Source organism: Endozoicomonas sp. ONNA2 (assembly GCF_024606365.1).
GTDB lineage: Bacteria > Pseudomonadota > Gammaproteobacteria > Pseudomonadales > Endozoicomonadaceae > Endozoicomonas.
In genome coordinates this window covers 1-4,732 of the sequence record NZ_JAHHPO010000722.1, presented here as the reverse complement: position 1 = coordinate 4,732, position 4,732 = coordinate 1, and the positions used below count along the sequence as shown (strand labels likewise).

Here is a 4,732-nt window from a genome sequence, read left to right as displayed (position 1 = left end):
AAATTGGTAAAATTCTTCCGGTGCAATCAAAACCTTACGGATTCAGGTAATAATTAAGACAGAACAGACTTGAACGTATAACTACCCAGCAGCTTTTCAAATTGGGCCTTGTTTGTCGTATCACATTCACCCAGATTGATATCTGCCAGAACACCGTATTTGGGGTCCTGTTTTACCACCACTGTTACAGGCACTTCCGGTCGCTCCTTCATGGCCAGGGCAGTGACACACTTTTCAATTTCCTGCATTTCAAGTTTGGGCTTGAATACCTTGCCAATGGCGGTTAATGGTAGCTCCCTGACCCTGTGGACGGCTTTTGGGATAACGGCTTTTTCCTGAATCTCTTAACTGGCAAAAGCCAATAGCCCTGCGTCTGAAACCTGGCTGTTATCTGCTATCTGTACATAGCAAACCGGCACTTCACCGGCATGGGCATCCGGTCGACCAACGGCTGCTGCCAGGGTGACGTCGGGGTGTTTGCACATGGTTTCTTCAATCAGTTTTGGTTCAATGTTATGGCCACCTCGAACAATCAGCTCTTTTTTACGACCGGTCAACCAGAAGTAACCGTCGGCATCCTGCCGCGCCAGATCGCCGGAATTGAGCCATGTGTCGCCATGCTCGTCAGTGACCCACAGGCCCTCATTCTGATGTTCCAATTGGTAACCCAGGGATAAATTGGGGCCTTTCATGATCAGTGCGCCAATTTCATCGGTATCGCAAATACGTACCACTTTATTGTCTTTCAGCTCGGCACAAACCATTTGTTGATATGGGATGCGTATACCAATAGAGCCGATCTTTTTCTTGCCGTGCAATAAATTCAAACTGGATGCACAGGTGGCTTCTGTTAACCCATAACCTTCCAGGATTTCAACGCCGGTAGCCTCCTGAAATGAACGGGCCACTTCTACGGGCAATGGTGCAGCGCCGCAAATCGCTGCATCTAATGATGATAAATCTTTACCTTTGGCGGGATAGTTCATCAGGGTCGAATATACCGTGGGCACACCACTGAATGCCGAGACTTTAAAGTGCTCAATGATATCCCGGAAATTCGGAAAAACACCGTCGCCACGGTAGCCCTGTGGCGTGCAGATCACGATGGAGGCACCGATCATCAGCGGCACCAGGCCAGTGACCAGGGCACCATTGACATGGAACAAGGGCAAGCCCCCCAATATGGATTTATCCGCTGTCATGGTACTTTGACTCATCATCTGCAATGAGCGGGCATTAAACAGTTCATTGGGCAATCTTCGGCAAACCGGTTGTTCCACCGGTACAAAACAGGGATGAAATGGTCTCTTTGGTGAACTGTCGATCGAACATTAATTGATCGGCATTTTGTTTCTTGATGCCTTGCGTAAAGTTGTAATAGGTTTTACCCCCGGGCATGGTGATGGACTTACGCATCTTTCGTTGAATCATTCTGGCGATGGGGCCAGTGAGTCCCTGCACATAGTGTGCGATGTCTACACCGATAACATGTTCAACACTGGTTAACAATAATGGGTTCCAGCCTGGGCCATAAATAATAGGCGTTTGAAGGTGCGGCAGTCATCAATCATAAGTGTTGATATTTGATCTCTCCTTTCTCAGATAATGACTGATCTGGCCTGAGAGTTATTGCCAGAAATGTTCCGGGCTGGCAGCATTTGCCGCCAGCCCGGAGGGAAGAAAATATCAGAACTGTTTGAGAATCTGCTCAACACTGTTCGCCGCATCGCCAAACAGCATACGGGTGTTCTGGCGGAAGAACAGTGGGTTTTGCACACCCGCATAGCCGGTAGCCATCGAACGTTTGAAGACAATGACTTCGTCGGCTTCCCAAACCCGCAATACTGGCATGCCGGCAATGGGGCTGTTGGGATCTTCGGCGGCCGCCGGGTTCACTGTGTCGTTGGCACCGATCACCAGAACCGTGTCGGTATCGGCAAAGTCATCGTTGATTTCATCCATCTCTTCCACGATGTCATAGGGCACTTTTGCCTCGGCCAACAGGACATTCATATGACCCGGCAGCCGACCGGCCACCGGATGGATACCAAAACGTACCTTGATACCCCGCTCCCGCAGCTTATTGACCAGATCACGAACCGGGTGCTGGGCCCGGGCAACCGCCATACCATAGCCAGGGGTGATAATGACACTGGCAGAGTCCTTCAGGCGCTCTGCCACCTCTTCTGCGCTGATTTCAGTATACTCACCCTGATCACCACCTTCGACGATCGTCCCTTCGTCGGTACCAAAGCCACCCAGAATCACCGAAATAAACGAACGATTCATCGCCGCGCACATCAGGTAAGAGAGTATGGCACCGGAAGAACCCACCATGGCACCGGTAATGATCAGCAGGTTGTTGCCCAACATAAAACCGGTCATGGCAGCCGCCAGTCCGGAGTATGCGTTCAACATGGAGACCACCACCGGCATATCGGCGCCACCAATGCCCAGCACCAAAGTAACACCAAAGGCAAAGGCCAGGAGAGTGACCAGCAACAGGGCCAAAATGCTGTGCTGCTGCACATAGACAACACCCATCAACACCGCCAGGCCAAGGATGGCCAGGTTGGTCCAGTGCTTGCCGGGTAGTGCAACCGGACGGCTGGAAATCCTGCCATGAAGCTTCAAGGCTGCCACCACCGAGCCACTGAACGTCACTGCACCAATGATAATCCCGATAAAGATTTCACAGCTGTGAATCAACTGCTCAGTGGACCTGACCAGATCTTTAAACTGACCAGCCAGTGAGTCATTGGCTTCCACCGCACTGGCAAAACCAATCAACACGGCCGCCAGACCACCAAAGCCGTTCAGTATGGCCACCAGCTGTGGCATCTCAGTCATCTGGACTCTGATCGCCAGGTAAAGGCCAACCCCGGCACCAACGATCATGCAGAGCGTGACCAGGGTAATACCGGCAGTATGGGCATGGGCAAGGGTGGCCAGCACGGCGACCACCATCCCGGCGATGCCGTAAATATTGCCGTTTTTCGCGGTATCCTGACGACTAAGCCCGGCCAGGCTCATGACAAACATCAATGCGGCGGCCAGATAAGCCGCCACCAGTAATCCTTCAGACATTGCGAGCGACTCCTGTTAACCCAAACGGAACATCTTGAGCATCCGCTGGGTAACAGCGAATCCACCAACAATATTGATGACAGCCACCGTGATGGCGATACCCGACAGGGCAAGTACGATATTACTGTCACTGCCCATCTGAACCAGACCACCGACCACCACAATACCGCTGATGGCATTGGTGACGCTCATCAACGGCGTATGCAAAGCAGACGTCACATTCCAGATAACGTAATAGCCGACGATGGAGGCGAGGACAAACACGGTGAAATGTTCCAGGAAACTGGGGGGGGCAGAGTTGGCCACACAACCAAACAGCGCAGCACCAACAGCCATCAGCACCGGCTTCAGCCAGGGCCCGGGTTTTGGTTCTTTTTCAGGCGTGTTAGCCGCAACCGGTTCAGGTCTGGCAGCCGGGGCAGCACTGACTTTCACCGGTGGTGCTGGCCAGGTGATGCTGCCATCACGGATGACGGTCAGGCCACGGATAACCTCATCATCAAAGTTGATATCAAGCTGGCCATCCTTGTTTGGACAGAGCAGCTTCAGCAGATTGACCAGGTTAGTGCCGTACAGTTGTGATGACTGGGTAGGCAGACGACTGGGCAGATCGGTATAACCGATGACTTTTACGCCATGGGCGACGGTGATCTGATCCTTGACGGTGCAGGCACAGTTACCACCGGTCTGGGCGGCAAGATCGACAATAACACTGCCAGGTTTCATCGCCTTTACCATCTCTTCGGTGATCAACTTTGGGGCCGGTTTGCCGGGAATAAGCGCTGTGGTGATGATGATATCCACTGCTTTGGCCTGCTCCATAAAGAGCGCCATCTCGGCATCGATAAAGGCCTGGCTCATCTGCCTGGCATACCCGTCGGAGGAGTCCTGCTCTTCTTCGTAATCCAGCTCAAGGAACTCGGCGCCCATACTCTCAACTTGTTCCTTGACCTCAGGCCGGGTGTCAAAGGCACGCACAATGGCCCCCATGCTGCCCGCTGCACCCAGGGCAGCGAGGCCAGCAACACCGGCACCGATCACCAGCACCCTGGCCGCCGGAATTTTACCGGCCGCAGTGATCTGACCATTAAAAAAACGGCCAAACTCATGGGACGCTTCAACCACCGCACGATAGCCACCAATATTGGCCATTGAACTCAGGGCATCCAGAGACTGTGAGCGCGACAGGCGCGGTACGCTGTCCATTGCCAGAATATTCACACTTCGCTGGCCAAGCTTGTGCATCAGCGATGCATTCTGGGCTGGCCAGATAAAGCTGGCCAGGGTAGCGCCATCCCGGAGCAGGGCAATTTCATCATCAACCGGCGCGTTAACCTTGAGGATAATGTCTGAATTCCAGACCTCATTTCGATCAACCACCCGGGCGCCAGCCTTCGTATATGCATCATCTTCAAAGCTCGCTTTTACCCCTGCACCTCGTTCAACAAGGACGTCAAAACCGAGCTTCTGCATCTTGTCCACGGTATCGGGTGTTGCAGCAACGCGATTCTCGTTTTCCTGGATCTCTCCAGGGATCCCTATGCGCATAACGTTCACCGGAAGCTAAATTAATAGACCTGAATTCGCACCATAAATGCATAACCTCTGTAACCAGAGGGTTGCCACAGAAATACCTTTGAAATGA

Annotated in this window: 5 protein-coding genes; all 5 read right to left on the bottom strand. The window is 52.6% G+C overall.

The window, feature by feature from the left end; all coding sequences use genetic code 11:
* Positions 1-53: 53 nt before the first annotated feature.
* The 5 genes from KDK14_RS12780 to KDK14_RS12760 all read right to left on the bottom strand — a co-directional run bounded on the left by KDK14_RS12780 (position 54) and on the right by KDK14_RS12760 (position 4,635).
* On the bottom strand, positions 54-248 hold the full coding sequence (locus tag KDK14_RS12780) for a hypothetical protein (RefSeq protein ID WP_257265527.1): 195 nt from the start codon (positions 246-248) through the stop codon (positions 54-56).
* A 96-nt stretch (positions 249-344) separates the two neighbouring features.
* Positions 345-1,256: an AMP-binding protein gene (locus tag KDK14_RS12775; RefSeq protein ID WP_257265526.1), complete on the bottom strand. Its 912-nt coding sequence runs from the start codon at positions 1,254-1,256 to the stop codon at positions 345-347.
* Positions 1,246-1,509: a hypothetical protein gene (locus KDK14_RS12770; RefSeq protein WP_257265525.1), complete on the bottom strand. Its 264-nt coding sequence runs from the start codon at positions 1,507-1,509 to the stop codon at positions 1,246-1,248. The genes KDK14_RS12775 and KDK14_RS12770 overlap by 11 nt, the downstream gene beginning before the upstream one ends.
* A gap of 177 nt (positions 1,510-1,686) precedes the next feature.
* Positions 1,687-3,087, bottom strand: coding sequence for a Re/Si-specific NAD(P)(+) transhydrogenase subunit beta (pntB, locus tag KDK14_RS12765; protein WP_257265524.1), 1,401 nt, complete (start codon positions 3,085-3,087; stop codon positions 1,687-1,689).
* Between the two features lie 15 nt (positions 3,088-3,102).
* Positions 3,103-4,635 carry a Re/Si-specific NAD(P)(+) transhydrogenase subunit alpha gene (locus KDK14_RS12760; protein ID WP_257265523.1) on the bottom strand — a complete coding sequence of 511 codons (1,533 nt, stop codon included), beginning with the start codon at positions 4,633-4,635 and terminating at the stop codon, positions 3,103-3,105.
* Positions 4,636-4,732 lie beyond the last annotated feature (97 nt).

What these genes read in the sequence shown, in the direction of transcription:
- KDK14_RS12780 (WP_257265527.1), bottom strand. Translation starts at nt 248, where the DNA reads ATGCAGGAAATTGAAAAGTGTGTCACTGCCCTGGCCATGAAGGAGCGA.
- pntB (WP_257265524.1), bottom strand. Translation starts at nt 3,087, where the DNA reads ATGTCTGAAGGATTACTGGTGGCGGCTTATCTGGCCGCCGCATTGATG.
- KDK14_RS12760 (WP_257265523.1), bottom strand. Translation starts at nt 4,635, where the DNA reads ATGCGCATAGGGATCCCTGGAGAGATCCAGGAAAACGAGAATCGCGTT.